Annotated in this window: 26 protein-coding genes; 12 read left to right on the top strand and 14 right to left on the bottom strand. The window is 64.9% G+C overall.

Annotation, left to right across the window (positions count from 1 at the left end):
* Nucleotides 1-33: 33 nt before the first annotated feature.
* From XM53_RS12070 to serS, 4 genes are all read right to left on the bottom strand, one after another.
* Nucleotides 34-1860, bottom strand: a complete 1827-nt coding sequence (locus XM53_RS12070; protein WP_057793622.1) for an aminopeptidase P family protein — start codon at nt 1858-1860, stop codon at nt 34-36.
* A 126-nt stretch (nt 1861-1986) separates the two neighbouring features.
* Nucleotides 1987-3864 carry a cobaltochelatase subunit CobT gene (gene cobT / locus XM53_RS12065; protein WP_057793621.1) on the bottom strand — a complete coding sequence of 626 codons (1878 nt, stop codon included), beginning with the start codon at nt 3862-3864 and terminating at the stop codon, nt 1987-1989.
* Nucleotides 3865-3958: 94 nt separating this feature from the next.
* Entirely contained in the window at nt 3959-4363 is a 405-nt protein-coding gene (locus tag XM53_RS12060; RefSeq protein WP_057793619.1) for a hypothetical protein, read from the bottom strand.
* A gap of 370 nt (nt 4364-4733) precedes the next feature.
* Nucleotides 4734-6026, bottom strand: a complete 1293-nt coding sequence (gene serS, locus XM53_RS12055) for a serine--tRNA ligase (RefSeq protein WP_057793617.1) — start codon at nt 6024-6026, stop codon at nt 4734-4736.
* 219 nt (nt 6027-6245) lie between these two features.
* On the opposite strand from serS, the gene yajC reads away from it, so the two are divergent.
* Genes yajC through XM53_RS12010 form a run of 9 tightly spaced genes read left to right on the top strand, consistent with a single transcriptional unit; the run spans nt 6246 to nt 13047 of the window.
* On the top strand, nt 6246-6524 hold the full coding sequence (yajC, locus tag XM53_RS12050) for a preprotein translocase subunit YajC (RefSeq protein ID WP_057793615.1): 279 nt from the start codon (nt 6246-6248) through the stop codon (nt 6522-6524).
* A 55-nt stretch (nt 6525-6579) separates the two neighbouring features.
* Complete coding sequence (secD, locus tag XM53_RS12045) at nt 6580-9213, top strand: protein translocase subunit SecD (protein WP_057793613.1); 2634 nt, start codon at nt 6580-6582, stop codon at nt 9211-9213.
* Nucleotides 9206-9958, top strand: coding sequence for a sulfite exporter TauE/SafE family protein (locus XM53_RS12040; RefSeq protein ID WP_057793611.1), 753 nt, complete (start codon nt 9206-9208; stop codon nt 9956-9958). The genes secD and XM53_RS12040 overlap by 8 nt, the downstream gene beginning before the upstream one ends.
* 10 nt (nt 9959-9968) lie before the next feature.
* On the top strand, nt 9969-10322 hold the full coding sequence (locus XM53_RS12035) for an Mth938-like domain-containing protein (protein ID WP_057793610.1): 354 nt from the start codon (nt 9969-9971) through the stop codon (nt 10320-10322).
* A gap of 16 nt (nt 10323-10338) precedes the next feature.
* Complete coding sequence (ccmA, locus tag XM53_RS12030) at nt 10339-10956, top strand: heme ABC exporter ATP-binding protein CcmA (protein WP_057793608.1); 618 nt, start codon at nt 10339-10341, stop codon at nt 10954-10956.
* Nucleotides 10953-11609, top strand: coding sequence for a heme exporter protein CcmB (ccmB, locus tag XM53_RS12025; RefSeq protein WP_057793606.1), 657 nt, complete (start codon nt 10953-10955; stop codon nt 11607-11609). The genes ccmA and ccmB overlap by 4 nt, the downstream gene beginning before the upstream one ends.
* 16 nt (nt 11610-11625) lie before the next feature.
* Nucleotides 11626-12360: a heme ABC transporter permease gene (locus XM53_RS12020; RefSeq protein WP_057793604.1), complete on the top strand. Its 735-nt coding sequence runs from the start codon at nt 11626-11628 to the stop codon at nt 12358-12360.
* Complete coding sequence (gene ccmD, locus XM53_RS12015; RefSeq protein ID WP_057793602.1) at nt 12357-12515, top strand: heme exporter protein CcmD; 159 nt, start codon at nt 12357-12359, stop codon at nt 12513-12515. The genes XM53_RS12020 and ccmD overlap by 4 nt, the downstream gene beginning before the upstream one ends.
* Nucleotides 12508-13047: a DsbE family thiol:disulfide interchange protein gene (locus XM53_RS12010; RefSeq protein ID WP_236544481.1), complete on the top strand. Its 540-nt coding sequence runs from the start codon at nt 12508-12510 to the stop codon at nt 13045-13047. The genes ccmD and XM53_RS12010 overlap by 8 nt, the downstream gene beginning before the upstream one ends.
* Before the next feature lie 6 nt (nt 13048-13053).
* On the opposite strand, the gene XM53_RS23920 is transcribed toward XM53_RS12010, so the two are convergent.
* Nucleotides 13054-13188 (bottom strand): hypothetical protein, encoded by a 135-nt coding sequence (locus XM53_RS23920; protein WP_268873926.1) that lies wholly within the window; start codon nt 13186-13188, stop codon nt 13054-13056.
* Nucleotides 13189-13398: 210 nt separating this feature from the next.
* Here XM53_RS23920 and XM53_RS12005 point away from each other — a divergent pair, with 210 nt between their 5' ends.
* Nucleotides 13399-14481, top strand: coding sequence for an ABC transporter ATP-binding protein (locus tag XM53_RS12005; RefSeq protein WP_057793765.1), 1083 nt, complete (start codon nt 13399-13401; stop codon nt 14479-14481).
* 4 nt (nt 14482-14485) lie between these two features.
* Here the strand turns inward: XM53_RS12005 and XM53_RS12000 are convergent, their stop codons facing one another.
* The 3 genes from XM53_RS12000 to purB form a co-directional block, all read right to left on the bottom strand.
* Nucleotides 14486-15559, bottom strand: coding sequence for a flagellar motor switch protein FliG (locus tag XM53_RS12000; RefSeq protein ID WP_057793598.1), 1074 nt, complete (start codon nt 15557-15559; stop codon nt 14486-14488).
* A gap of 126 nt (nt 15560-15685) precedes the next feature.
* Nucleotides 15686-15847 (bottom strand): adenylosuccinate lyase, encoded by a 162-nt coding sequence (locus tag XM53_RS23060; protein ID WP_144435523.1) that lies wholly within the window; start codon nt 15845-15847, stop codon nt 15686-15688.
* A 105-nt stretch (nt 15848-15952) separates the two neighbouring features.
* On the bottom strand, nt 15953-17260 hold the full coding sequence (gene purB, locus XM53_RS11995; protein ID WP_057793596.1) for an adenylosuccinate lyase: 1308 nt from the start codon (nt 17258-17260) through the stop codon (nt 15953-15955).
* Between the two features lie 55 nt (nt 17261-17315).
* Between purB and XM53_RS11990 the strand changes: the two genes are divergently transcribed.
* Complete coding sequence (locus XM53_RS11990) at nt 17316-17753, top strand: DUF6314 family protein (RefSeq protein ID WP_057793594.1); 438 nt, start codon at nt 17316-17318, stop codon at nt 17751-17753.
* 187 nt (nt 17754-17940) lie between these two features.
* Here the strand turns inward: XM53_RS11990 and XM53_RS11985 are convergent, their stop codons facing one another.
* The 6 genes from XM53_RS11985 to XM53_RS11960 all read right to left on the bottom strand — a co-directional run bounded on the left by XM53_RS11985 (nt 17941) and on the right by XM53_RS11960 (nt 23556).
* Complete coding sequence (locus tag XM53_RS11985; RefSeq protein ID WP_057793592.1) at nt 17941-18657, bottom strand: hypothetical protein; 717 nt, start codon at nt 18655-18657, stop codon at nt 17941-17943.
* Between the two features lie 175 nt (nt 18658-18832).
* Nucleotides 18833-19267, bottom strand: coding sequence for a glyoxalase superfamily protein (locus XM53_RS11980; RefSeq protein WP_057793590.1), 435 nt, complete (start codon nt 19265-19267; stop codon nt 18833-18835).
* 188 nt (nt 19268-19455) lie between these two features.
* Nucleotides 19456-20271, bottom strand: a complete 816-nt coding sequence (locus XM53_RS11975; protein ID WP_082630962.1) for a lytic murein transglycosylase — start codon at nt 20269-20271, stop codon at nt 19456-19458.
* A gap of 425 nt (nt 20272-20696) precedes the next feature.
* Nucleotides 20697-21563 (bottom strand): hypothetical protein, encoded by an 867-nt coding sequence (locus XM53_RS11970; RefSeq protein WP_144435522.1) that lies wholly within the window; start codon nt 21561-21563, stop codon nt 20697-20699.
* A 211-nt stretch (nt 21564-21774) separates the two neighbouring features.
* Entirely contained in the window at nt 21775-23181 is a 1407-nt protein-coding gene (gene glnA, locus XM53_RS11965) for a type I glutamate--ammonia ligase (protein WP_057793762.1), read from the bottom strand.
* A 36-nt stretch (nt 23182-23217) separates the two neighbouring features.
* Nucleotides 23218-23556: a P-II family nitrogen regulator gene (locus XM53_RS11960; protein WP_057793586.1), complete on the bottom strand. Its 339-nt coding sequence runs from the start codon at nt 23554-23556 to the stop codon at nt 23218-23220.
* A 168-nt stretch (nt 23557-23724) separates the two neighbouring features.
* Between XM53_RS11960 and XM53_RS11955 the strand changes: the two genes are divergently transcribed.
* Nucleotides 23725-25269 (top strand): bifunctional ADP-dependent NAD(P)H-hydrate dehydratase/NAD(P)H-hydrate epimerase, encoded by a 1545-nt coding sequence (locus XM53_RS11955; RefSeq protein WP_057793584.1) that lies wholly within the window; start codon nt 23725-23727, stop codon nt 25267-25269.
* Nucleotides 25270-25279 lie beyond the last annotated feature (10 nt).

The raw sequence follows: 25279 nt of genomic DNA, 5'->3' as shown, positions 1-25279 counted from the left end.
TGCGGTGTCGCGCAGACTTGTCACAGTTTCATGTCAGAGCGGGGCGGTGGCCCCGGTCAGCCAGTCGCGCGTGGCGTCGTCGAGACGCGGCCCGATGCGGTCGCGGCAGGTGGCGTGATAGGCGTTCAACCAGTCGCGTTCGGCTCGGGTCAGCGCCTCCGCATCGACCAGGCGGCGGTCGATGGGCACATAGTTGAGCGTGGTGAAGTGCAGCATCTGGCGCGTGGCGTCGCCGTCGGGCAGGTCGGGGGCGGGGGTGACCACCACGAGGTTCTCGATGCGGATGCCGAAGGTGCCTTCGCGGTAATATCCCGGCTCGTTCGACAGGATCATGCCGGGTTTGAGCGGCTCGGTCGAGGCGCGCGACAGGCGTTGCGGGCCTTCGTGGACGCACAAGTGCACGCCGACGCCGTGGCCGGTGCCGTGATCGTAATCCTGACCTGCGAGCCAGAGCGGAGTGCGCGCGATGGCGTCGAGATCTCGGCCAGCCAGCCCCTTGGGCCAGCGCGCGCGGCTCATGGCGATCATACCTTGCAGCACGCGGGTGAAGGCTGCGCGCTCGGTATCGCCGGGCTGACCTATGGCCAGCGTGCGGGTGATGTCGGTGGTGCCGTCCTGGTACTGCCCGCCGCTGTCGAGGACCAGCAACTCGCCGTCCTCAAGGGTGCGGTTGGTCGCCTGCGAGACGCGGTAATGCGGCAGGGCACCGTGCGGGCCGGACCCGGCGATGGTGTCGAAGGAGATATCGAGGAGCGCGCCGGTGGCGCGGCGGCAGGCCTCGAGCTTTTTCACCACGTCGATCTCGGTGATCGTGCCGGGGGATTGCGCGTCGAACCACGCAAGGAATGTGCACATGGCCGCGGCGTCGCGCAGATGGGCCTTGGTCGTGGCGGCGATCTCGGCGTCGGTCTTGCAGGCCTTTGGCAGGATGCAGGGGTCGCCGGCATAGGCGATTTCGGTGCCGGCCTCGTCCAGCAGTGTCACGAGGCGCAGGGGCACCGACGCGCGGTCGAGCCGGACAGGGCCGGAGAGGGCGCTGACGGCGGGTTCGAATTCTTCCGGTCGATAGAGCGTGACATCCGGTCCGAGATGCGTGCGCACTGTATCGTCGAGCTTGGCGGGGTCGATGAAGAGACCGACCTTGGCGTCGTCGTGCAGGATGGCGAAGGCGTGGGGGATCGGGTTGCGGGGGATGTCGCTGCCCCGGATGTTCAGAAGCCACGCGATGGAATCGGGCAGGGTGAGGATGGCGGCGCGGTGGCCGTCCTCGCGCAGGGTCTCGGCAAGCTCGCGGCGCTTGTCGGCGTGGGATTTGCCGGCGAGGTCGTCGGGGTAGACGCGCACCGCACCCGTGGGCGGCGCGGGGCGGTCGGGCCAGGTGCGGTCGATGAGGTTGTCGGTGGCCTTCAGAGTGATCTGCGTGCCCGCAAGGCCGTCCTCGATCGCGGCGATCTGTTCGGGCGTATAGAGCCAGGGGTCGTAGGCGACCGTTCCGCTGTTCGGCAGGTGGGCTTTGAGCCAACCCGCGGGCCTTGTGTCGGGCCAGTCGACGGGCGTGAAGTGATCGGTGTCGACCTGGGCGCGGACCTGGCCGCGATAGCGGCCATCAACGAAGACGCCGGCGATGTCCTGCAGCACGATGCAGAAGCCCGCGGAGCCGGTGAAGCCGGTGAGCCACGCGAGGCGTTCGTCACCTGGCGCGACGTATTCGCCCTGATGCGCGTCGGCGCGGGGGATCATGAAGCCGTCGACGCCCTCGCGCTCCAGTTCCGCGCGCAGGCGTTTCAGGCGCGGCGGGCCCTGTTCGGGCGAAGACGTTTCGGTGAAGGACTGGAAGACGGTGTCGGGCAAATCTGTCATGGCCAAAGTGCTAGGGCCGCGCGGGGTGAAGTGCAAGTGTGGCGGTGAGAGCGGACCATTTTCCGCGCGGAAAATGGGATAGAAAATGCGCATTTTCTATCCCGGAATTTGCGCAAATTCCGGGGCTTAGCTGGCGCGGCGCATTCCCATCACGCGGGCGCGGGCGCGCGGGTCGCTGTCGAAGAGCGCGGCGAGCTGTTCGGTCATCGCCCCGGCCAGCTGATCGGCGTCGGTGATGGTGACGGCGCGGTTGTAATAGCGCGTGACGTCATGGCCGATGCCGATGGCCAGAAGTTCGACCTGTTTGCGCTTTTCGACCATGGCGATCACGTCGCGCAGGTGTTTTTCAAGGTAGTTGGCTGGGTTCACCGACAGGGTGGAATCGTCCACCGGGGCGCCGTCGGAAATGACCATCAGGATCTTGCGCGCCTCGCGGCGGCCCGCGAGGCGGCGATGCGCCCATTCCAGCGCCTCGCCGTCGATGTTTTCCTTCAGAAGGCCCTCTTTCATCATCAGGCCCAGATGGGCGCGGGTGCGGCGCATGGGGGCGTCGGCGGACTTGTAGATGATGTGGCGCAGGTCGTTCAGACGCCCGGGCAGTTGCGGGCGGCCTTCGTTGAGCCACGCCTCGCGGCTTTGGCCGCCTTTCCAGGCGCGGGTGGTGAAGCCGAGGATCTCGACCTTGACGTTGCAGCGTTCCAGCGTGCGGGCGAGGACGTCGGCGCAGATGGCGGCAATCGAGATGGGGCGGCCGCGCATGGAGCCGGAATTGTCGAGAAGCAGCGTGACGACCGTGTCGCGGAACTCGGTGTCTTTCTCGACCTTGAAGCTGAGCGGGGTGGTGGGGTTGGCCACGACGCGGGCGAGGCGGCCGGCGTCGAGGATGCCTTCTTCGCGGTCAAACTCCCAGGAGCGGTTCTGTTGCGCTTGCAGGCGGCGTTGCAGCTTGTTGGCAAGGCGGCTGACGGCGCCCTTCAGGGGTTCCAGTTGCTGGTCGAGAAAGGCGCGGAGGCGTTCCAGCTCGATGGGCTCGGCCAGGTCCTCGGCGTGGATTTCCTCGTCGAAGGTGGAATTGTAGACGGCATAGTTGGGGTCGGCGTCCGAGATGGGCTGGGGCGCGGGGGGATCGAGCGGGGCCTCGCCCTCGGGCATTTCGGTTTCGTCGCCCTGCTCCTGGTCGGCCATGTCGTCCATGCTGACCTGGGCTTGGGCTTCGTCCTGCTGCTGATCCTGACTTTGCTCGGGATCGGCGTCTGCCTCGGCCTCGTCGCTGTCATCCTCGCCGGTGCTGTCGGGCTGTTCCTCTTCCTCCTGGTCCTGTTCGGCCTCTTGGTCCTGCTCGTCGTCGTCGAGCGCGTCGGGGTCGTCGCCCAGCTGGTCGCCATAGCCCAGATCGTCGATGATCTGGCGGGCGAAGCGGGCGAATTCGGACTGGTCGGACAATTTGCTCTGGAGATCTTCGAGGGTGCCGCCGGCTTGCTCCTCGATGAAGCCTTTCCAGAGTTCCATGACATTGCGGGCGCCGTCGGGCAGCTCGCGCCCCGTGGCCAGGTGGCGGATGAGGTAGCCCGCGGCATTGGCCAGCGGTGCCTCGGAGGCGTCGGTGATCTGGTCGTAGCCGCGGCGGCGGGCCTCGGCGCCGATTTTGGCGTCGATATTGCCGGCGGTGCCGGGCATGTGGCGCGCGCCCATCGCCTCGCAACGGGCGGTTTCCATCGCTTCGTAGAGGTCGCGGGCCATGTCGCCGGGCGGGCAATAGCGGGTGTGGGTGCCCACGTCGTGATACTTGTGGCGCAGCGCCAGCGCGTCGGCGGTGCCGCGGGCCTGCAGCACCTCGTCCTTGGTCATGCGGCGGCTGATCTGGGGCAGGCGCATGGAATCGCCCGAGACCCCGGCGGGATCGACCGAGTAGGAGACGTTCAGGTCGGGGTCGTCGGCCAGCACCTTGGTGGCCTCGGCCAGCGCCTTTTTGAAGGGATCGGCGGGGTTGTCGGAGTGCGCCATTCTGCGGGGCCCTGTCACGCTGCGGTTTCAGGGATGCAACCTAGGCTGACGGGCGCGGAATGACCAGTGGGCGCGGCGCGGAAATTGCCCCGGGTCAGAGGATGAGCTGGCGGCAGGTGGAGAGGCGGCGGTGCATGTCGCGGGTGGCGCGGTCGGCATGGGTGGCGTCGGCGCTGCGCTGTTGCAGGCGCATGAGCTGCGCCATTTCGGACCAGCCCGAGGCCTGCCAGCTGCGGGCGCGGCGCGGGTCTATGCCGGCCTCGGCGGCGTGGGGCAGCATGGCTTCCAGCAGGGATTCGAAACTGCTTTGCAGCTGTCGGGTCGCGTCGCTGTCGGGGTTGTGGGTCGCGCTTTGGCGGGTGGCCATGGCGGAGTAGCGCCCGGCGCAGGTGGCGAAGGCCTCTGCCTGCTCTGCAAGGCTGAGGGCGTTCGATGGAGCGGCCAGCGTGCTCGTTATCAGAAAAGCCGCCGCCGCCAGGGTGTGCTTTTCATTTTTCATGTAACGAATTTATGACGCGTGTATATTTTGCGTCAATACGGCGTATATACAAAATTTGTTTCACCGCGGTAAGGATGCCGCGGGCTGATTAAAGAATGGTCAACGCCGAGGGCGGAGGCTGAAGGGGAGGTCGCGAGTCAGGCCCGAGACGGCGTTATTGTATCATCTTGCGCGGAATCAAGGCGCGGCTTGCCGCGCCGCCGCGCAATCGCCAGACCGCCCCCCGGGCTGGCGATTTGGAGACGTTGGCGCGTCGGTCTTAGGTTATGCGGGAACTCGGAAATAAAGTGCCCTGAACAGTGGTCGGTTCGCCATCCCGCGGTCTGGCGATTGCGCGGCAGAGCCGTGCCTCGATTCCGCGCGAAGTTTCCTATCCAAGCGAACCGTCCGCCAGAAGCCGGGTCTTGCCGCGCAGGTAGGGGTGCAGCACTTCGGGCAGGTTGACCGAGCCGTCCGCCTGCTGACCGTTTTCCAGCACCGCGATCAGGCAGCGGCCCACGGCGAGGCCCGAGCCATTGAGCGTGTGCACGAATTGCGGCTTGCCGCCATCCGCGGGCTTGAACCGGCCGTTCATGCGGCGGGCCTGGAAATCGCCGCACACGGAGACCGAACTGATCTCGCGGTAGGTGCCCTGACCGGGCAGCCAGACCTCGATGTCATGGGTCTTGCGCGCGCCGAAGCCCATGTCGCCGGTGCAAAGGACGATGGTGCGGTAGGGCAGGCCGAGGCGTTCGAGGATGCCCTCGGCGCAGGCCGTCATGCGGTCGTGTTCTTCGAGGGACTTATCGGGGTGGGTCACGGAGACCATCTCGACCTTTTCGAACTGGTGCTGGCGCAGCATCCCGGCGGTGTCCTTGCCCGCGCTGCCCGCCTCGGAGCGGAAGCACTGGGTGTGGGCGACATAGCGGCGGGGCAGGTAGCCTTCGTCCACCACGAGGCCGTTGACGATATTGGTCAGCGTCACCTCGGCGGTGGGCACGAGCCACCAGCCATTGGTGGTCTCGTAGCTGTCCTCGCCGAACTTGGGCAGTTGTCCGGTGCCGTACATCATCTCGGGGCGGACCAGAACGGGGGTCCAGGTTTCCGACAGGCCGTTCTCCTCGACATGGGTGTCGATCATGAACTGCGCGAGCGCCCGGTGGATGCGCGCGACGCCGCCCGAGAGGACGACGAAGCGGGAGCCGGAGAGTTTCGCGGCTGTCTCGAAATCCATGCCGGGCTTGACGCCGGCGAGGTCATAATGCTCGACCGGGGGGAAATCGAAATCGCGGGGGGTGCCCCAGCGTTTCAGTTCCACGTTGTCGTCCTCGTCCTCGCCCTCGGGCACGTCCTCGAGCGCGAGGTTGGGCAGGGTCATCAGCAGATCGGTGAGCTTCTGGTCGAGCGCCTTGGCCTCGGATTGCATCGCGGCGACCTCGGCCTTTTTCTCGGACACGAGCGCGCGGAGGCGTTCGAACTCGGCCTCGTCGCCCCTGGCCTTGGCGGCGCCGACCTCCTTGGAGGCCTTGTTCTGATCGGCCTGCGCGGTTTCGGCGGCCTGGATCCTGGCGCGGCGGTCCTCGTCCAGCGCGAGGACCTCGGACGACGCGTTCGACACCCCGCGACGGGCCATGGCGGCGTCGAACTGGGCGGGGTTTTCGCGGATGGCGCGGATGTCGTGCATCGTCTTGGTCCTTGGGTCAGGTTGAGTCGTGGGCTGGGTTGTAGCAAGTAACACGCGCGGGATAATAGCCGATTTATTCCGGTAACGGGCGTTTGCGGTGCCGCTGCGACATTGCCGCAGGCGGTCCGGTTCGCGCCTTGCAAAACGCAAAAGCCGGACTTAGGTTCGCGCAAACGCGGGCCGGGGGGCCTGCAAAGCCCGAAAAGGAAACAGATTCGCATGGAAGCCATCGGCCAGTTCATCCCGCTCATCCTGATCTTCGCGATCATGTGGTTCCTTCTTATCCGCCCGCAGCAGAAGAAGATGAAAGAGCACCAGGCGATGGTGGCCGCATTGCGCAAGGGGGATCAGATCGTCACCCAGGGCGGGATGATCGGCAAGGTCACCCGCGTGAAAGAGGGCGAGGAGATCGAGGTGGAGATCGCCGAGGGCGTCAAGGTGCGCATCGTGCGCAACACCGTGGCGCAGGTTCTGTCCAAGACCGAGCCCGCCGCCTGATCCGGGGCGCGATGCCCGTCCAGTAGACCCGATACAGACATAAAAGGCACTTCAGATGCTTCAGATCGACCTTTGGAAACGCGTGGTGATTTGGGGCCTGGTGGCCATGGGGCTGCTTCTGGCGATGCCGAACGCGTTCTATTCCCGCGTCGAGACCCATAACGACGCCACAATGGCGCTGGAGATGGGCGGCGACGGAGAGGGGTTGCAGGAGCAGGCCGAGATGTGGCCGGACTGGCTGCCGTCCGGCCTTGTGAACCTTGGCCTTGACCTGCGGGGCGGGGCGCATCTGCTGGCCGAGGTGCAGGTCGAGGACGTCTATGACGCGCGGATCGAGGCGATGTGGCCGGAGATTCGCGACCTGCTGCGCGAGGAGCGCGACCGGGTCGGGCCGATCCGCTTGCAGGACACCGACGCGCCGGAGTTGCGCGTGCGGCTGGTTGAGAATGCGGACGAGGCCGAATATGCCGCGAGCCTCGTGCGCGGGCTGGCACGGCCGGTGGCCAGCGTAACGGGTGCGGGGCAGAACGACATTACGGTGACCGTCGAGGGCGACGCGGTGGTCGTCACGCTGAGCGAGGCCGAGCGGCAGGCCAGCGACGAGCAGACCGTGCGCACCGCGCGCGAGATCATCGAGCGGCGTATCAACGAGATGGGCACGCGCGAGCCGACGATCCAGCGGCAGGGCGCGGACCGCATCCTGATCCAGGTGCCGGGCGTGGGCAGTGCGGCGGAGCTGAAGGAGATCATCGGCACCACCGCGCAGCTGACATTCCAGCCGGTGGTGAGCCGGACCACGAACGGCAATGAAAACCCCGGTGGCGGGAACGAGATACTGCCATCCATCGACGAAGAGGGCGTGTTTTATATCCTGGAACGCGCGCCGGTGGTGACGGGCGAGCAGCTGGTCGATGCGCAGCCCGATTTCGATCAGAACGGACGGCCTGCCGTGTCGTTCCGCTTCAACCCGACGGGCGCGCGGCAGTTCGGCGATTATACTGCAGAGAACGTGGGCAACCCCTTTGCCATCGTGCTGGACAACGAGGTGATCAGCGCACCGGTGATCCAGAGCCATATTCCGGGCGGGACCGGAATCATCACCGGGCAGTTCACCGTCGAGGACAGCACCAACCTGGCCGTTCTTCTGCGCGCGGGCGCGCTGCCTGCCGAACTGACGTTCCTGGAAGAGCGGACGATCGGCCCGGAACTGGGGGCCGACAGTATCGCGGCGGGGCAGATCGCCTGTATCGTGGCCTTCGTGCTGGTGCTGGCCTTCATGTGGGCGAGCTATGGCATTTTCGGGCTTTTTGCCAATATCGCGCTGATCATCAATGTGGGGTTGATATTCGGCCTCCTGAGCATGATCGGCGCCACGCTGACCTTGCCGGGTATCGCGGGGATCGTGCTGACCATCGGGATGGCGGTGGACGCCAACGTGCTGGTGTTCGAACGGATCCGCGAGGAGATGAAGACGGCCAAGGGTGCTGCGCGGGCGATAGAGCTGGGGTATGAAAAAGCGCTGAGTGCCATCACGGATGCCAACATCACCACCTTCATCACGGCGCTGATCCTTTACGCCATGGGGGCCGGCCCGGTGCGCGGCTTTGCCATCACGCTGGGGCTGGGGATCATCACGTCGGTCTTCACGGCGATTTTCGTCACGCGCCTGATCGCAGTCATGTGGTTCGAGCGCAAGCGGCCCAAGACGGTGTTGCAGGGTCGGTCGCTGAAGCTGGTGCCGACGTTCACGGACTGGAATTTCTTCAAGCGCTGGAAGCTGTCGCTGGGCCTGTCGGGTGTTCTGATCGTGGTCGCGCTGGTGTCGTTCCTGTTGCAGGGGCTGAATTTCGGGATCGACTTTCGCGGCGGCACGACGATCCGCACGCAGAGCGCCGAGATGGTGGATGTGGGACAATACCGCGACGCCATCACGCCGCTGGAACTGGGAGACGTGAGCATCACCGAGGTGTTCGACCCCACTTTCGGCCCGGACGAGAACGTGACGATGATCCGCATCCAGGCGCAGGACGGGCAGGAAAGCGTGTCGCAGGACACGATTGCCCAGGTCGAGGCGGCGTTGCAGGAGGCGGTGCCGGACATCACATTTACCTCTGTCGAGAGCGTCGGGCCGAAAGTGTCGGGCGAGTTGATCCAGACGGCGGTGATCGCGGTGCTTTTGGCCATCGGCGCGGTGCTGGTCTATATCTGGCTGAGGTTCGAGTGGCAGTTCGCGCTGGGCGCAGTCATAGCGTTGGTGCATGACGTCGTGCTGACCATCGGCATATTCTCGGAAGTGCAGATCCAGTTCGACCTGGCCATTATCGCGGCGCTTCTGACCATCGTGGGCTATTCGCTGAACGACACGGTGGTCGTGTTCGACCGGGTGCGCGAGAACCTGATAAAGTACAAGAAGAAGCCGTTGAAAGAGGTTCTGAACATCTCGATCAACGAGACGCTGAGCCGGACGATGATGACCTCGGTCACCACGCTCTTGGCGCTTTTGGCTCTGTTCGTGCTGGGCGGCGACGTGATCCGCGGCTTCGTTTTTGCGATGATCTGGGGCGTGATCGTGGGCACCTACAGCTCGATCTTCGTGGCCAGCACGGTTCTGCTGTGGCTGGGGGTCAAGCGCGACTGGTCCAAGCCCGACGCCAATGCCGGGACGCAGTTCGCGAACGTAGATGCCTGAGATCCTGAGCGGGGTGCTGGCCACCCCGGGGCTGGTCTGGCTGTGCTTCGCCATCGGGGTCGCGGGGCTGGTGCGGGGGTTCACCGGCTTCGGCACGGCGCTGATCGTGGTGCCGGTGGCCAATATCTTTCTGTCGCCCAAGGAAGTGATCGTGGTCATCATGCTGACCGGCATCGCCAGCAACGCGGCCATTTTGCGCCGGGCCTGGCGGCAGGGGGAGCCGAAAGAGGTCGGGTTCCTGGTGCTGGCGGCATTGGTGACGGTGCCTGTGGGTCTGATGCTGCTGGACCGCCTGGACACCGACACGGTGCGCTGGATCATCACCGGCGTGGCGGCGGGGATGCTGGCGGCGCTGATTGCCGGGTGGCGGTACTCACGCGCCATCACCCGGCCGGGGCTGTTGGCCATCGGGGCGGCGGCGGGGATCGTCGGCGGTCTGACGGGCCTGACCGGGCCGGTGGTGATCCTGTTCTATCTTTCGGGGCAGGCGGCGGTGCAGTCAGTGCGGGGCAATACGATCCTGTTTCTGGCGGCGCTCGACGTGGTGCTGATCGCCAACCTGTTGTGGCAAGGCGCGGTGACTGCGGAGCTGGCCATGTTGGCCGTGGTGATGTCGGTGCCTTACCTGATCACCACGCTGATCGGGCAGGCGCTGTTTGACCCCACGCGCGAGCGGCTGTATCGCTGGGCCGCCTACGGGGTGATCGCGCTCGCGGTCATCTCGGGCCTGCCGCTGTGGGACTGAGGAGGACGACATGCGCCTGAACGAGGTAAGTTTTTCCGACGTGAAACCGATCGACGGCTACGGGCCGGGCTTTTTCCGCGTGGGCGGAGAGGCGATCGAGGGCGCGGTCTGCGTGGGGCCGAACGGGGTGCGCGCCTGGGGCGGGTTTGACGACAGCGCATCGCTGATAGAGCTGGTGGATCAGGTTGACGTTCTGTTCATCGGCACGGGCGGCGAAACCGCGCATGTGCCAGCCGCGTTGCGTGACCCGCTGGAAGAGGCGGGTCTGGGGGTGGAGGCGATGAATTCGCCCGCCGCGGCGCGGACTTACAACGTGCTGATCTCGGAAGGGCGGCGCGTGGCCGTGGCCCTGTTGCCGGTCTGAACGCGGTGGGCCGGCGATGCGCCTGACGGTCCGGGACCTTTGCGTGGCGCGCGGCGGCGTGCGGGTGCTGGACGGTCTGAGCTTTGCCGTGGCGGCGGGCGAGGCGCTGGTGCTGCGCGGGCCTAATGGCGCGGGCAAGACGACGCTGTTGCGGACGCTGGCCAGGTTGCAACCGCCGGTTTCGGGAGAGGTGGAGTACCCGGCCGACAACGTGGTTTACGCGGGCCATGCCGACGGGATCAAGCCTGCGCTGAGCGTGTCGGAGAACCTGAGCTTCTGGGCGCAGGTCTTTGGCCGGAAAGAGATTTCCCACGCCTTGGCGGCCTATGAGCTGGAGGCCTTGGCCGACCGGCCCGCAGGCTTTCTGTCCGCCGGGCAGAAGCGGCGGCTGGGGCTGGCTCGACTGTTGGTGACGGGCCGGGGGATCTGGATATTGGACGAGCCGACCGTGTCGCTTGATGCGCGTGCGGTGGGGATGTTCGCCGCAGTGGTGCGTGCGCATCTGGCCGAGGGCGGCATCGCGGTGCTGGCCACGCATATCGACCTGGGCCTGGACGAGGCGACGGTTCTGGACGTGGCGCCGTTTCGCGCGGTGCGTCAGGACATGGACGATTTCGACGAGGCGTTCCTGTGATCGCGCTGCTGCTGCGCGACATCCGGCTGGCGGTGCGCGCCGGGGGCGGGTTCGGGCTGGGCCTCGCGTTCTTCCTGATCGTCGTGGTGCTGGTGCCGTTTGGCGTGGGGCCGCAATCGGAGCTTCTTTCCCGGATCGCGGCGGGCATCCTGTGGATCGGGGCGCTGCTGGCCTGCCTCGTGTCGCTCGACCGGATCTTTGCGCTGGACTGGGAGGACGGCAGCCTTGATCTGCTGGCCACGGCCCCGCTGCCGATGGAAGCGGTGGCAGCCGTCAAGGGGCTGGCGCACTGGATCACGACGGGACTGCCGCTGGTGCTGGCCGCACCCGTGCTGGGTGTTCTGCTGAGCCTGCCTGTGCAGGGCTATGGGCCATTGGTCCTGTCGCTGCTCCTTGGGACGCCAGCGTTGAGCATGATCGGTGCGTTCGGGGCGGCGTTGACGGTTGGGCTGCGGCGGGGCGGGTTGCTGCTGAGCCTGCTTGTTCTGCCGCTTTATGTGCCCACGTTGATCTTTGGCGCCGAGATGGCGCGGCGCGGGGTGGACGGGCAGGATTACTCGACGCCGATGCTGATGCTGGCGGGGATCACCTGCGGCACCATCGCGCTTTTGCCTTTTGCATCGGCTGCGGTATTGAGGGTCAACCTGCGTTAACGGAGGATTCACGCGCGTGGCATCATTGTGGGAATACGCCAACCCGAAGAAGTTCATCGACACGACGGACAAGGTCCTGCCGTGGGTGTCGGTGCTGGCGGTGCTGTGCCTGGCGACGGGGCTGATCTGGGGGTTCTTCTTCACGCCGGACGACTTCCGCCAGGGCTCGACCGTCAAGATCATCTATCTGCACGTGCCAAGCGCGTTGATGGCGATCAACGCGTGGATCATGATGCTGGTGGCCTCGCTGATCTGGGTGGTGCGGCGGCACCACGTGAGCGCGCTGGCGGCCCGTGCGGCGGCCCCCGTGGGCGTGGTAATGACGGTGATCGCGCTGGCGACCGGGGCGATCTGGGGCCAGCCGATGTGGGGGACGTGGTGGGCGTGGGACCCGCGGCTGACCTCGTTCCTGATCCTGTTCCTGTTCTATCTGGGCTATATCGCGTTGTGGGAAGCCATCGAGAACGACGACACGGCCGCCGACCTGACCGCGATCCTGTGCATCGTGGGGTCGGTCTTTGCCCTTCTGAGCCGTTACGCGGTGCTGTTCTGGAACCAGGGGCTGCACCAGGGGGCGTCGCTGAGCCTGGACAAGGAAGAGAACGTGGCGGATGTGTTCTATTTTCCGCTGCTCGTTTCGATTGCGGGGTTCGTGTTTCTGTTCATCGCGCTGGTGTTCCTGCGCACGCAGACGGAAATACGCGCGCGGCGGATGCGGGCCTTGCTGGCCCGTGACCGGATGGAGGCGTGATGCCGGATCTTGGAAAATATGCCGAGGCGGTACTGTCGTCCTACGCCGTGTCGCTGGTGCTGTTGATCGCGCTGGTGGTCTTGAGCTGGCGGCGGTCGGTGCGCGTGAAGAACGCGCTGAAAGATGTTGAAAGAAAGCGGAAATCGGATGCCTAAGACCTCTTTCCTGATGGTGTTGCCGCCGGTGATCTTCGCGGCGCTGGCCGCGGTGTTCTATATCGGGATGCAGCGCGAGGATCCCGATGCGCTGCCCTCGGCGATTGAGGGCAAGCCGGCGCCCGCCGTGGTGCTGACCCCGTTGGAGGGCAAGACGCCGTTCACGGATGCCGAGTTGCGTGAGGGCGGTGTTAAGCTGGTGAACTACTGGGCGAGCTGGTGCGCGCCCTGCCGGGTGGAGCATCCGCATCTGGAGGCGCTGGCCGAGGAAGGCGTCACCATCTACGGTGTGAATTACAAGGATCAGCCGGGCAATGCGCTGGGGTTCCTGGAGGAGTTGGGCGATCCCTATACGGCCATCGGGGCCGATCCGAACGGGCGCATGGCGCTGGACTGGGGGCTTTACGGCGTGCCGGAGACTTATGTGATCGACGGCGAGGGGCGTGTCGTGCTGCGCTTTCCGGGGCCGATCACCGAGCGCGTGATGGATAGCCAGATCCGCCCCGCGATCGAGAAAGCGCGGGGCGGCTGAGACCTGTTACTTCTTGCAGTCTTCGACTTTTGCGGGTTCCCCCAGAGGGCAGGCCGGGGGGGTGTCGGGGCCGGCCAGGGCACCGGTGATGGCCAGAAGGGCGATCAGGGCGACCTGTACGGAAATCAGGACTTTTCGCATCGGTAGGCTCCGTCAGTGTTTTTGTTTTTGCTGCTCGTTCGTACGATCCAGATAGGCCCAACCGTCGCACCGCGATAGTCGGAAAATCCTGACCTCGGCGCACTTTTGCGTGTTTCGCCCGGAAGCGGCGGCATCTTGCGCGGGGCGGGCGGGGTTGCTATCTGCGACGGCAAGCCCGACACATTCAGTCGGAAAAGCGAAGAGGCAGATGTGCAGGACCCAATCCCGCGCCTTGAGACCCGGAATCTGGTGCGCCGTTACGACGGTCGTCTTGTGGTGGACGACGTGTCGCTGTCGGTGCTGCCGGGGCAGGTGACGTGCCTGCTGGGGCCGTCGGGCTGTGGCAAGTCGACGACGCTGCGGATGATCGCGGGCGTCGAGATGCAGGATGCGGGCGAGATCTGGGTCGATGGCAAGCTGGTCTGCGATACGGTTTACCGTGTGCCGCCCGAGCGGCGGCATATCGGCCTGATGTTCCAAGACTTCGCGCTGTTCCCGCATCTGCGGGTGGGCGAGAACGTGGCCTTCGGGCTGGGCGGGACGGCCGATGAGAAAGCCGCGCGCGTGGGGGAGCTGCTGGAGCGCGTGGGGCTGTCGGGATACGACCGGAATTTTCCGCACGAACTGTCGGGTGGAGAACAGCAGCGCGTGGCGCTGGCCCGTGCGCTGGCGCCGCGCCCGTCGATCATGCTGATGGACGAGCCGTTTTCGGGCCTCGATAACCGGCTGCGCGACGGCATCCGGGACCAGACGCTGGACATCCTGCGCGAGCAGGACACCGCGGTGCTGCTGGTCACGCACGAGCCCGAGGAGGCGATGCGCATGGCCGACACGATCGCGTTGATGCGTGACGGGCGGATCGTGCAGCAGGGCGCGCCGTATAACATCTACAACGCGCCCGCCGACCGCGCGGCGGTATCGTTCTTCAGCGATGTGAACGTGGTGCGCGGCACGGTGCATGGCGCGCTGGCCGAGACGCCCTTTGGCCAGTTTCTGGCGCCGGGCGTGCCGAATGGGCAGGCGGTGGAGATCGTGGTGCGCCCGCAGCACGTCAAGCTGGATTTCGACCGCGCGGGCAAGGGCCCGGTGCCGACGATCAGCGATGGCACGGCGGTGCGCGGCGAGGTGCGGCGGGCGCGGTTCATGGGCGGCGAAAGCCTGGTCGAGTTCGAGATGGAATTCGGCGGGCCACGGTTCAAGGTGACGGTGCCAGCGGTGTTTTTGCCCAAGAATGGCACGCCGATGTGGCTGACCATCCGGCGCGACAAGTGCTTTATCTTCCCGGTGCACTGAGGCCTCAGGCGGTTTCCTCTTCATCCTCGTCGGGGACGATAAGCTTCAATTCGCCGCTGGCCTCGAGGGTGCGGATGACGTTCACGACCTCGGTCATGGCGGCCTCGCCATCCTTGGGCTTGACCTTGCCCAAGGCCTCGATCTCTTCCCGGAGGGCGTCGGACATACGCTTGGACATGTTTTCAAGGATGAATTCGGCCGAGGCGCTGGTGTCTTCGCTGGTTTGGGCATGGGCCAGCGCCTGCACCAGCGCGGCCTGGTCGACATCGCGGGTGATCTTGGGCACGTCGATGGGGTTGAGACGCTCGGAAATGTTGACGAAAGTGAAGATCGCCTTTCGGACCTTGGCGGCAAAGCTTTGGTCGCTTTCGTCGAGGCCCATGAGCACGTCGTCGCGGGTGGCGGCGGGAGAGAAGTTGAGAATGGCGCCGACCCGTTCGACGGGGCCGTCGGGAAAGGCGGTTTCCGGCACGCTGTGCAGCTGCGCGGCCAGCGACAGGCCGATCCGGTCGACGGCGTCGGGCGTGACCGCGCCGGTCTGGGACATGGCGACGGCGATGCGGCGCGCGGCATCGCCCGGCATCTTGCCGAGGAGTTCGGCGGCGCGGGCCACGTCGAGCTTGGAGAGCAGCACCGCGGCGACCTCGGTGCTTTCGGATTGCAGGATATCTAGAAGATCATCGGCCTTGGCGGTGCGGACCTGTTCCCACGGGTCGCCGAACTGGCGCACGCCGGCCTCCTTGCGCAGGCGCGAGGCGGTTTGCGGGCTGATGCGCCCGTCGAGCGCGGTGAGCGCACCGGCCACTCCGCGCGGGAAGGTCAGGCCCATCGCCTCGACCTCGGAGGCGAATTCGGCCACGACATCGGCCAGCGTGGAGCGGTCGACATAGCGCATCGTGCCCATCTGCTGGGTCAGGCGGTGCTGCAGCTCGTCGGGCAGGTCCTGAAGCGGCACATCCGCGCCTTCGTTGATCAAGAACCGCACGATGATCGCGGCCTTCTGACGGCGGGTCAGCTGGGCCGCCGCGTTTGCGGACGGACCCGGAAGCGCCAGTTGCCCAAAATTACTGCTGCTCATTCCAGTCCCCGGATGACGTTCCGGCAACCTAGGGCGGGAGTCGTGAAGAAATGTCTAAAGCTAAAATTTGAAACGGCGCCGCCCGGTCCCCGGGTGCGCCGCCTCGACTTGGGATATGTGGCCCGGTCAGCTCATCGTTTGTTCGACGCAGGTGCCGGACGCGCGGTCCCACACCATGCCTTCGGCGCAGGAGGCGGCCTGTTGCGCCTTGCCGGGGCACATGGCAGCGGCGGAAAGCGTGGAGGCCAGAACGAGGGCCAGGGACGTGGTAATGGTCTTGGACTTCATGGTTTGAACTCCTTTTCACTAGAACCCCGGTGGTAACACGAAATTCGTGCCGGACCAGTGTTTCCGGCCCGGATCGGGTTCGAGCGGCGCGATCTGCCCGGAAATTCAGCTTTCCCCGAAGACTCGGGCGAAGATCGTGTCGACATGCTTGGTGTGGTAATCCATGTCGAATTTCTCTTCGATCTGCTCGGTTCCCAGGGCGGCGACCACATCGGCGTCGGCCAGAAGTTCCTGTTTGAAATCAGTACGCTGTTCCCAGACCTTGAGCGCGTTGCGCTGGACCATGGCATAGGCGTCCTCGCGGCTGACGCCGGCTTGCGTCAGGGCGAGAAGGACGCGTTGGGACATCACAAGGCCCGGAAACTTGTTCATGTTTTCCAGCATGTTCTCGGGGAAGATGATCATCTTGTCGATGACGCCGGTCAGGCGCGCCAACGCGAAATCGAGCGTCACGGTGGCGTCGGGGCCGATCATGCGTTCGACCGAGGAATGCGATATGTCACGTTCGTGCCAGAGGGCCACGTTTTCCATCGCCGGAATCACCGCCATGCGGACGAGGCGGGCGAGGCCGGTCAGGTTCTCGGTCAGGACGGGGTTCTTCTTGTGCGGCATGGCCGACGAGCCTTTCTGGCCCATCGAGAAGAATTCGGCGCCTTCCAGAACCTCGGTGCGCTGCATGTGGCGGATCTCGATGGCGACGTTCTCGATGGACGAGGCGATGACGCCAAGGGTGGCGAAAAAGGCGGCGTGGCGATCGCGGGGGATGACCTGCGTGCTGATGGGCTCGGGCGTAAGGCCGAGTTTCTTGCAGACGTGTTCCTCGACCCGCGGGTCGATATTGGCGAAGGTGCCGACCGCGCCGGAAATGGCGCCGGTTGCGACCTCGGTGCGTGCGGTGCGCAGGCGGGTCAGGTTGCGGTCCATCTCGGCATAGAAACGCGCGAAGGTGAGACCCATGGTCGTGGGTTCGGCGTGGATGCCGTGAGAGCGGCCGACGCGCAGGGTCATCTTGTGTTCGAACGCGCGGCGCTTGAGGGCGGCAAGCAGGTCTTCCATGTCGGCAATGAGCAGGTCGGCGGCGCGCACCAGCTGGACGTTCAGGCAGGTATCCAGGACGTCCGACGAGGTCATGCCCTGGTGGACGAAGCGGGCTTCCTCGCTGCCCACATGCTCGGCCAGGTGGGTGAGGAAGGCGATGACGTCATGCTTGGTCACGGCCTCGATCTCGTCAATCCGGGCGACGTCGAAGTCCACATCCTTGGCCTTCCACACCGCTTCGGCATTCTCGCGCGGGATCACGCCAAGCTCGGCCATGGCGTCGCAGGCATGGGCCTCGATCTCGTACCAGATGCGGAACTTGGTGGCGGGGTCCCAGATGGCGACCATGTCGGGGCGGGAATAGCGAGGGATCATGCGAACGGACCTTTGGATTGAATGGCTGTCGGGCGCGGTTTAGACGGAGGAACGGATGGCGGCAAGACGGGCGTGGCGTTTGGTACCGGAGCTGACAGAGTTCGAAGGCGCATGGCGTCTGGTGCGCGACGTAGTGCACGAGGGTGCGCCGCCTGCGCGGTTCGAGGGCGAGGCGACGTTCATGCCGGGGCAGGGCGGGCTGGTCTATCGCGAGTCGGGCGTGTTGACCGTGGCCGGGCAGGTGCCGATGCGGGCCGAGCGGGGATACCTGTGGCGGGCGCGAGAGGATGGCGGAATCGACGTGGTGTTTGAGGACGGGCGATTCTTTCACAGCATTACCGGCGACGCGGAAGCGCGGCATTGGTGCGATCCGGATATGTACGTCGTGCGCTATGAGTTTGCGGGCTGGCCGGACTGGTCGGCGACGTGGCAGGTGCGTGGACCGCGCAAGGCCTACCGGATGGTCAGTCGGTACAGCCGTTCGGGAAACTGAACAAACTGCCTTAATTCGGACAAATTGTTTCGTCATAAGAGACAATAGCAAAAACAAAAGCCGGGCGGGCGCAATCCCGACACCAGGCATAGATATATAAAGCCGGATAAACAGGCTTCATACAGGCAGGGCGGCATCTTTGGGATGCCGCCCGTTTCACTGTAACGGACACCCGAGCAGGGGGTGTTCAGCGGTCGCCAGTGATGTCCCGCAACATCGAGTAGGTGAAGAGAAATGCCCCCAAAGGCGCGGTGTAGAGCATGATCGACAGTGCCATGGTGTGCACGGTCAGGCGCAGCGGTTTGGTGGGCACGGCCCGCTTTTCCAGCCAGCCGGGCACGCTGGTGACGGTGTCGGGCACGTCAGTGGACAGGATCACGTCGAAACGGTCTTCGGCCGGTATGGCCGGGGTGGTGCGTGGCCGGTGGGCGTCAGGTTTTCCATCGAGATTGGCCGGGGACGCGGGGCCGGATGTGGCCGGCGACTGGCGCAGAAGATCGTAGAGCGACAGGATGAGGTCGTGGTCGACCAACTCGGGCGTCTCGCCGCGCATGAGCGTGTCATAGGGCATGTCGGCCTTGATCCGGTAGATCAGCCGATCAGCGAGATGCGCGAAAGAGGTGCCGAGCAGCCCGTCATCGTCCGCCGCATCGGGGCCGCGCCCCACGGCAAGCACGAGGTAAGTGTAGCGATCCTCGCGGCTGGGCGGCAGAACGGCCACGGCGATGCGCACGCCGATCCGGTCGATCATGGCGATGGAGTCGCCTGCCCAGGTGATGCGGCGCGGCTGGGCGTCTGTGCTTTGCAGCATTTCGTCGATTGACAGCACGATATCGCCGGCCTGCGCCGCGGGCGCGTGGCGATAGCCGAAAGTCGCAATCGAGGTTTGCTGGTCGTCGTACATGCCTGGCCTGTAAGGAAACGAGGTGGATCCATGATCTATGCTCCAACTGCGTCCGGTATTGGATGAAACTGCGGCAAGATTAAGATCGCAGTCCGCGATAGCGGACCGAGTGCCTTGAATAAAAGGAATAAAAGGGGCGTACCGCGCATTTTGCAGGCGCGGCACGCCATCCGTGTCAGGTTAGATCGAGGACAAGGTGGGGTTGTCCATCCGAGGTTTTCTCGACCGTGCGTCCGGATGCGCCGATGGTGCAGGTGACCCGCCGCCGCAACGCGCTGAAGCGCGGAGAGGTGACAACGTCGACGGGGCTGTCGAAATCGATGCCCAGCTCCACGTGATTCGGTCCGCGGCGGCGCGCCGCGCGGATTGTGCCGGTGAAGGCGTGGCCCAGGTAGCGGCCGGACACCCTTTGTCCCAGCGTCCAGGTCTGGTGCGCCGGGGTCGAGACGGCGTCGGACAGGGTATTCCAGTCGCGATAGCCCCATTGATGCGCCACGTGTTCGAGCGCCGTGGAATGGCTGATGGCCGTACCGGCACGGCCCAGGGTTTGGCGAAGCGTGCGCGCATGGCCTTTCAGCACGTCGCGCGGGGGAAGTGTGGTTTGTGTCATTGCTGTGATCCCAGAAGGGGCGGATAAGATCGGCAGGGCCCGCGTTGCTGCCCGGCCTGTGCCCCGGGACGATGCAATGTCACAGTCAGGGCTTCACCATGGCCGGACGGCCTGCGGGCGGCGGGGGCCTGACGCCCCGTGAGACCCGCAGATAGGCAGCCCGACCTGTGGCGTCAAGTCCCGGGCCGTCAGCCGTCGATCTTGGACGCCATGATGGCGATGGCCTGTTGATAGACCGTCGCGGCGTTCCATTGCTGGATCACGCGGAAATTCGGCTGTCCCTGCTGGTAGCCGGCGCCCGGCTGCCACCCCTTGCGGCGCAGGAAATTCGCCGTCGATACAAGGGCATCGGCCTGATTGTAGAAATCGACGCGACCGTCGCCGTTGCCATCGACGCCATAGGCGAGCGCGTTGCCGGGCAGGAACTGGGTATGGCCCAGCTCGCCATGCTTGGCGCCGCGGGTGTTGATGGTGATCGAGCCACGATCCACCAGTTTCAGCGCGCCGATGGCGTGCGGGCGGAAGAAATCCGAGCGGCGGCAGTCATAGGTCAGGGTGACGATGGCCGAGACGACCGAGCTGTCGCCCATGAAGCCGCCAAAGCCGGTTTCCATCCCGTGAATGGCAATGATGACGCCGGCAGGCACGCCGTAATTCTGTTCGATCCAGTTGTAGAAGCCGGGGTTCTGCGCCTTGCGCTTGCGGCCCTGGGCGATGATCGTGTTGGCACCGCGCACCTGCATGAACTTGTCGAGCGAGTAGCGGAAGCTTTTCTGGTTGCGGTCGGCGGCGATGGTGCTGGAGGCATAACTGGTCTGGGCCAGCGCCTGAAGGCCGCGCTGACCGACGCCGGCGGCCTGGGCCTGCTGGGCGAAGCCGGCCTTCCATTGTTCGAACCCGTTGGCGTTGTTGCCACATTGGGCGAGCGCGGCCGTGCCGGTGGTTGCAGTGGCAACAAAAGCTATTGCGAGCGAGAAAATACGGGGTTTGAGATGAGAATACATTTAGGCAGCTCCAGGTCAGACAAGGCCGATGTTAGCCGAGCCGGGCAGGGGAACAAAGCCAATTCTCCACGACGGTCGGCCCAATGCGACGGGGGCCGTACCGCGGCCCCAGTTCCGGCGAAAAACGCCTGTTTGATCGCATCGGTTCCTCGGAGGATGAAATCGCCTGCGGTCACACCGCTGGCGAAACTGAGCAGGATTTGGGCGTCGGCGGTGTTGTCGCCGGTCTCGTCCAGCCGGACATCCGAACATGTAGCTTGCCGATGTCCAGCATTGCGACGGCGTCGTGGCCCGCAAAACCGGCGGAGCTTATGATCCCGCGGTTGACGATGCCCGCGTCCGGGCCCCCGAACTCTTTGACAGCGTCGCGAAGCGCTTTGGGCCAGAAACGTATTCGGTTTTCTGCCGGTTTGGCGGCCGTTCGCTCAGGGCAGAACGGTTTGCACAACCTGGATCGCCTGTGCCGTGGCGCCATTGGCCTGGAGCGACACGAAAAGGCCGGACAAGGCGGCCGCCTGACCGCTGAGGCGCAGGTTCTCGCCTTTCAGCAGGTTGAAGATCACCAGCGCCAGCCCGACGGGCAGGGCGATGCAGGCCACCGCGATGGACAAAAGCCAGGCCGAGAGGCGCAGGCGGTCGGTGGGTTCGGCATTTTTCGGGACCTGCGAACAGGTGTCCGAGAGCGATTCTGGGATGACGCCGTCCTGTGTGCAGACCGGGACCTTGGCGGGCTGGCGCGCGTCTTTGGCCCGGGTGTCCAGATCGGTATCGAGCGTTTCGGCCCCGGTGAGGGCGGCGCGTGCACGTGCCATCTGCTGATAGTCTTGCAGGCTGTTGGCGGCAGCAGGCTTGGGTTTGGACGCAGGCTTGGCAGGCGTCTCGGCGTCCCCGGCGAGTTCGGTGGCGGACAAGATGGCGTCGGCCTCGATCCATTGCAGGTGGGTGGGCCGGAAATGATCGCTGAGGTCGATGGCCACATGGGCCAGCACAGCCTCGATGCTTGGGCCGGTGTCGCTGTCTGACGCGGTGCGATGGCGGACGTCGATCCGAAGGACAACATCGGCGACCTCTTCGAGCCCTGGCAGGGCGACGTTTTCACTGAGGGCCAGGCAGACGCGGTAGAGCCCGGTTTCGACACCGGCGTCCTGATCGGACAGAAAGCCGAGCGATTGAATTTTCTGACCAAGCTCGGTCAGGGCATCCGCTGTCCGGGTGACCGCATCGAGAAGGTCGATACTCGTTTCCCCCAGAAAGATAAGCCCGGCCATGACGCGGCTGTCGGAGTGGCCCATGGTGCAATTCCCAGTTGAGGCAGTTCACATCCGGATCGTCCTTCAGATTAGTGAAATCAATTTGTTTCAAGTATGAAAACAATGAGGCAACGCGAAATAAACTCTTCTAGAATGCTGATTTCGCGCTGTTTTCCAATCCGTTTTTTCGGACACAACGAAAACGGGCGCGTTCCGAAGAATGCGCCCGCCTGGGATCAGTGCTGCGGTGGAATCAGCAGCTGTAGTACATGCCGAACTCGACCGGGTGCGGCGTGTGTTCGTAGGTTTCGATCTCTTCCATCTTCAGCGCGATGTAGCCGTCGATCTGGTCCTTGGTGAACACGTCACCGGCCAGCAGGTACTCGTGATCGGCCTGAAGCTCCTGCATGGCTTCGCGCAGGCTGCCGCAGACGGTCGGGATGCCTTCCAGCTCTTCCGCGGGCAGATCGTAGAGGTTCTTGTCCATCGCCTCGCCCGGGTCGATCTTGTTCTTGATGCCGTCGAGGCCGGCCATCAGCAGGGCGGCAAAGCACAGGTAGGGGTTGGACGACGGATCGGGGAAGCGGGCCTCGACGCGCTTGGCTTTGGGCGACTCGGTCCACGGGATGCGGACGCAGCCCGAACGGTTGCGGGCCGAGTAGGCGCGCAGAACGGGCGCCTCGAACCCGGGGATCAGGCGCTTGTAGCTGTTCGTCGACGGGTTGGTGAAGGCATTGAGCGACTTGGCGTGCTTCAGGATGCCGCCGATGTACCACAACGCTTCCTGGCTGAGATCGGCATACTTGTCCCCGGCGAAGAGCGGCTTGCCGTCCTTCCAGATCGACATGTTGACGTGCATCCCGGTGCCGTTGTCGCCCGCGATGGGCTTGGGCATGAACGTGGCCGACTTGCCATAGGCGGCGGCGACGTTGTGGATGACGTACTTGTATTTCTGCAGCTCGTCGGCCTGTTTGGTCAGGGTGTCGAAGATCAGGCCAAGCTCGTGCTGGCACGACGCCACCTCGTGGTGGTGCTTGTCGACCTTCATGCCCAGACGTTTCATGGTCGAGAGCATTTCCGAGCGAATGTCCTGGGCTTCATCGGTGGGGTTCACCGGGAAATAGCCGCCCTTGACGCCCGGACGGTGGCCCATGTTGCCCATCTCGTACTCGGTGTCGGTGTTCCACGATGCGTCGATCGCGTCGACCTCGTAGGAGACCTTGTTGATCGAGTTCGAGAACCGCACGTCGTCGAAGAGGAAGAATTCCGCTTCGGGGCCCATGAAGGCGCTGTCGCCGATGCCCGAGGATTTCAGGTAGGCCTCGGCCTTTTCGGCGGTCCCGCGCGGGTCACGCTCGTAGGCTTCGCCCGTGTCGGGTTCGACAATCGAGCAATGCACGCAGATGGTTTTCTCGGCATAGAAGGGGTCGATATAGGCGCTGTTGGTGTCGGGCATCAGTTTCATGTCCGACGCTTCGATCGATTTCCAGCCTGCGATCGACGAGCCGTCGAACATGAAGCCTTCGTCGAGGAAATCCTCGTCGACCTCGTCGGCGATGACCGTCACGTGCTGAAGCTTGCCGCGCGGGTCGGTGAAACGGATGTCGACATATTCGACTTCCTCGTCCTTGATCGTCTTGAGCAGATCTTTTGCGCTCATGTCCATTGATCCCTTCGTTGTGGTTCCAGGTATAGTTTAAAGCGCGTCCGAACCGGATTCGCCGGTGCGGATGCGGATGGCTTGTTCGACGGGGCTGACGAAGATCTTGCCGTCGCCGATCTTGTCGGTCTTGGCGGCATCCACGATGGCCGCGATCGCCGCGTCGACCTGATCGTCGTCCAGCACGACGTCGATCTTCACCTTGGGCAGGAAATCGACGACATACTCGGCGCCGCGATACAGCTCGGTATGGCCTTTCTGACGGCCGAAGCCCTTGACTTCGATCACCGAGAGGCCCTGTACACCCACCTCCTGAAGCGCTTCCTTGACTTCATCGAGCTTGAAGGGCTTGATGATCGCCTCGATTTTTTTCATGGGTCGACTCCTCCGACTGACTTGCGGGATTTGCAGATCATTTCTGTTGACGCGGCACAATCGGATAGGGGGTTTGGGCGAAGTTGCGGCAGGGTGATCCATTTTCGTGATTAAAATTTGGGCAATATGCGGGAATTTTGTGCGAAAATGAATCGTTATGGAGCGGGAATGACCGAATTGCTGACGGCAGCGCAGATGCGGGCCATCGAAGAGGCCGCGATTGCCTCGGGCGAGGTGACCGGGCTGGAGCTGATGGAGCGCGCCGGGCGCGGCGTGGTCGAGGCGGTGTTCGAGGAATGGCCGGAGCTGGCAAAGGCGCCGCACCGGGCGGTTGTGCTGTGCGGGCCAGGCAACAACGGCGGCGACGGGTTCGTGGTGGCGCGGCTGTTGAAGGACTGGGGGTGGGAGGTTGAGGTGTTTCTCTACGGCGATCCGGCCAAGCTGCCGCCGGATGCGCGGGTGAACTACGAGCGGTGGGGGGAGGTGGGGGAGGTTGGCGACATGAGCCTTGACCTCGCGCATGGGGCAACACCTGACCTGTTCGTGGATGCAGTGTTCGGAACAGGGCTTTCGCGCCCGGTGGAGGGAAAGCTTGCGCAGGTCCTGACGGCGTTCGATGGGTTTCGTGCAGTAAGGCATGTTCGAACCGTGGCGGTGGACGTGCCCTCGGGCCTATGCGCCGACAGCGGTCGCGCGATGGGCACCTTTGCGACCGCCGATTTGACGGTAAGTTTCCATGACTCCAAACTGGGCCATTACCTGTCGCGCGGCGCGCAACAGTCGGGAAAGCTGGTGGTCAAGAGTATCGGACTCTCTCGTTCCGCCGCGCCGGACGGGCTGGTGCGATTGGTGCGCCGGGGGTGCGGTGGCCGACTGGGCAAGGCGGCGACGTCGCACAAATATGGACACGGTCACGCCCTGATCCTGACCGGCGGTGCCGGACAAACCGGGGCCGCACGGCTGGCCGCGCGCGGCGCACTGCGAATCGGAGCCGGGCTGGTGACACTGGGCGTGCCGCCGAGCGCACAGATGGAGGTGGCCTGCCAGGTGACGTCGATCATGCTGTCGCGGATCGAGGGAGGCGACGGGCTGGCGGCAATGCTGGAAGACGACCGGCTGAACGCGCTGTGCCTGGGGCCGGGCTTGGGCGTCGAGCGGGCGCGGGAGTTGGTGCCGGTTGCGCTGGGGCGTGGCGGGGTGAAACCCCGCCCTACGGTGCTTGATGCGGATGCGCTGACGGCGTATGCCGAGGCGCCGGAAGACCTGTTCGGGATGCTGCATGAGACCTGCGTGCTGACGCCGCATAGGGGTGAGTTCGCGCGGCTTTTCCCTGACATCGCCGAGCGGTTGAACGCGACGCCGGTGAAGGGCCCGGCCTATTCCAAGGTGGACGCCACGCGGGAGGCCGCGGCGCGGGCCGGCTGCGTGGTGCTGTTCAAGGGCGCCGACACGGTGATCGCGGCGCCGGACGGGCGGTGCAGCATCAACTCCGCCCAGTATGACCGCGCGGCGCCGTGGCTGGCGACGGCCGGGGCAGGGGACGTCCTGGCCGGGTTCATCACCGGGCTGCTGGCGCGGGGGTATGGGCCGATGCAGGCAGCGGAGATGGCAGCATGGCTGCACGTGGAGTGCGCGCGATCCTTTGGTCCGGGGTTGATTGCCGAGGACCTGCCGGAGGAACTGCCGACCGTTCTGCGGGATCTGATCGGGTGACAGGTCCCGG

Origin of the sequence: Roseovarius atlanticus (assembly GCF_001441615.1) — a bacterium.
In the GTDB taxonomy this organism is placed as follows: Bacteria; Pseudomonadota; Alphaproteobacteria; order Rhodobacterales; family Rhodobacteraceae; genus Roseovarius; species Roseovarius atlanticus.
This window is presented reverse-complemented; position numbering and strand designations above follow the sequence as displayed.